Source organism: Desulfobacula sp., assembly GCF_021107415.1.
In genome coordinates this window covers 1-2,829 of the sequence record NZ_JAIOSW010000431.1, presented here as the reverse complement: position 1 = coordinate 2,829, position 2,829 = coordinate 1, and the positions used below count along the sequence as shown (strand labels likewise).

The window sequence follows — 2,829 nt, the reverse complement described above, 5'->3', positions numbered from 1 at the left end:
TGAAGCTGGATTTTCTCATCAATGGTGAACGCGTGGACGCTTTGTCCCAGCTGATCCACAGGGACAAGGCAGAAGCAAGAGCAAGGACGGCCTGCAAAAAATTAAGAGAAGAAATTCCCAGGCAGCAGTTTAAAATTCCCATCCAGGGTGCCATTGGAGGAAAAATCATTTCCCGGGAAACCATATCTGCATTCAGAAAGGATGTGACGGCCAAATGTTATGGCGGTGATATATCAAGAAAACGAAAGCTTCTTGAAAAACAGAAAAAAGGTAAGAAACGAATGAAAATGGTGGGATCTGTTGAAATCCCCCAGTCTGCGTTTCTGTCTGTTTTGAAAACAGATTAAGCTATTGTTTTTTATTCATTCATTTTTTCAAGTCTGTACCGCAGGGTGGCACGGGACAGGCCAAGGAACCTGGCAGCCCTGGAAACATTGTTGTTCAAGGTTTTCATAGCATAATTAATACAATAACTTTCAAGATCATCAAGGCTGAGCCCATGATCATTGATGATCAGTGGAATGAGTGAATCCAGGTTTATTTGTTTAAATAATTTTTCCTGGGATTCATTGAGGATAACATGGTGGCTGGTGATTTGAGACCCTTTACTCAGAATCATGGCCCGCTCAAGAACATTTTTTAACTCCCTGATATTTCCTTTCCAGGGATATTGGGTCAGTTTTTTTATGGCTTTGTCTGAAAGTTCCGGCGGTTTTCTGCCAAATGCTTTTGAAAATTTCTGTATAAAATGGTTGGAGAGTTTGGGGATATCTTGTTTTCTTTCCCTCAATGGTGGAATATGGACAGGGAATACATTGATTCGATAGAAGAGATCTTCCCTGAAAAGCTTTTCTTCAACCATTTCTTCAAGATTTTTATTGGTGGCGGCAATGATCCTGACATCCGCTTTTATGGTCTTTGTTCCGCCAATTCTCTCAAACTCACGGGTTTCAAGTATCCTTAAAAGCTTTGCCTGGACATCAAGTTTCATATCTCCGATTTCATCCAGAAAAAGAGTGCCGCCTGATGCTGTTTCAAATTTGCCTTTTGTGCTCTTGTGGGCTCCTGTAAATGCTCCCTTTTCATAACCAAACAATTCCGTTTCCTGGAGAGTGGAGGGAATCGCCGCACAATTTACAGTTAAAAACGGACCGCTGGAACGAGGACTGTTGATGTGGGTCGCACGACTTAAAAGTTCTTTTCCGGTTCCACTTTCCCCGGTAATCAGAACGGTTGTATCTGTGTTGGATACACTTCCCGCAAGTTTAAGGACATCACATATTTTTGGAGAATCGCCCACAATATTTTTAAAGGTATACCGGTCTTCGATTTCCTGCCGAAGGTGCCGGACTTCAGAGGTCAGGCGGCTTATTTTTAATGCCTTAATAATACTGGAACGCAGCTTTTCTTCTTTAAAGGGTTTGGTGACATAATCAAAAGCCCCTTTTTGGATCGCTCTGACTGCATTCTCAATGGAGCCATAGGCTGTGATGACAATTACCGGTATTTCCGGATCTTTTTCTTTGATAAAATTAAGAACATCCATTCCGTTAATTTTAGGAAGTTTTAAATCCGTGATCACAAGGTGAATCATCTCATTTTCAAATATATCGATAGCCTGTTCACCATCAACAGCTTCATGGATGTGAAGGTCACAATGACTTGCCGCATTCTTTCTTCATCTTCGACTAATAGTACATTCGCCGGCATGTTTGTCCTCCTGTGATAATAAAGGGAACAATAGTTTAAACCGGGTCCCCTTCCCCGGCGTACTTTTGATTTTAATCTGCCCTTTGTGGGCTTTGACTACCTGGGAGACAATGGACAGGCCAAGGCCGATACCGTTATCTCTGAAACTGACAAAGGGATCTAAAATTTTTTCCATTTGTTCATCACTGATACCGCTACCCTGATCCATGACGGATATCATCAGGCAGTCAGGATGCTGCTGGGTCAATCCCTTTATGGGAATCATGGCCTCGTCAATGATCTCTTTTCCTTTTTCAATGCCGATCCTGACGGTAACTGTTCCGCCATTCGGCATGGATTGAACGGCATTTAAAAAGATGTTCCAGAATACTTCTTTTACCTGGTCCGAATCAGCCAGAATTGCCGGTGCCATAGCGGGAAAATCCCGGTCTATTTTGTAACCTTTTTCATTAAAGCGTTCTTCCGTGGAGATAAGAATTTCTTCAAGCAGGTTGGTAATGTCAATGCGCTGAAAATTGGGAGAAGCAGGTTTTGCAAAATCAAGGAATGCCGTCAGTGTTTTGTTCAACCGCTCCACTTCTTCCATAATAAAATCAGCTGCCCTTTCTCTCATTTCCATAGGCCGTTCGGAATTTGACACTACTTGTGCGGACCCAAGAATGATCCCCAAAGGATTTTTTATTTCATGGGCAATACTGGCAGTCATTTGTCCCACAGCAGCCAGTTTTTCCTTTTGGGCAAGCTCGGCATAGGTCTTTTTTAGCTCGTTGGTACTCAGTTCCAGGGAAGAGGCCATTTGATTGAAGGACCTTGCCAATGCAGATGCAATATCCGGGTCTTTGATATTAACTTTATACGCAAGATCACCGCTTGAAATTCTTTCAATTCCTTTTTTGAGAATATTTAAGGGGCTGACAATGGTCATGGCCAGAAGATAGCTTAACAGGCTGGAAAGAAGAATACCTGCAATCACAAGAGTGATTATAGCTTTTTTAATGGCAATAACATTTTCAAGAAAATCCGAGACCGGCAGGGTGACACCAACCGTCCAGTCGTTTCCGGGATAATCCGTATAGGCTGTAAAAAATTGTTCACCCTGAAATGTGGACATGCCGAATG

General features: G+C 42.4%; 2 protein-coding genes and 1 pseudogene. 1 reads left to right on the top strand and 2 read right to left on the bottom strand.

What is annotated here, in order from left to right; all coding sequences use genetic code 11:
* A pseudogene (locus K8S13_RS21590) lies at positions 1–347 on the top strand (elongation factor 4); the annotation flags it as partial.
* An 11-nt stretch (positions 348–358) separates the two neighbouring features.
* Here the strand turns inward: K8S13_RS21590 and K8S13_RS21585 are convergent.
* Complete coding sequence (locus tag K8S13_RS21585) at positions 359–1,645, bottom strand: sigma-54 dependent transcriptional regulator (RefSeq protein WP_291465790.1); 1,287 nt, start codon at positions 1,643–1,645, stop codon at positions 359–361.
* 33 nt (positions 1,646–1,678) lie between these two features.
* The coding region (locus tag K8S13_RS21580) for a HAMP domain-containing sensor histidine kinase (RefSeq protein WP_291465789.1) at positions 1,679–2,829 on the bottom strand (1,151 nt) is incomplete at its 5' end.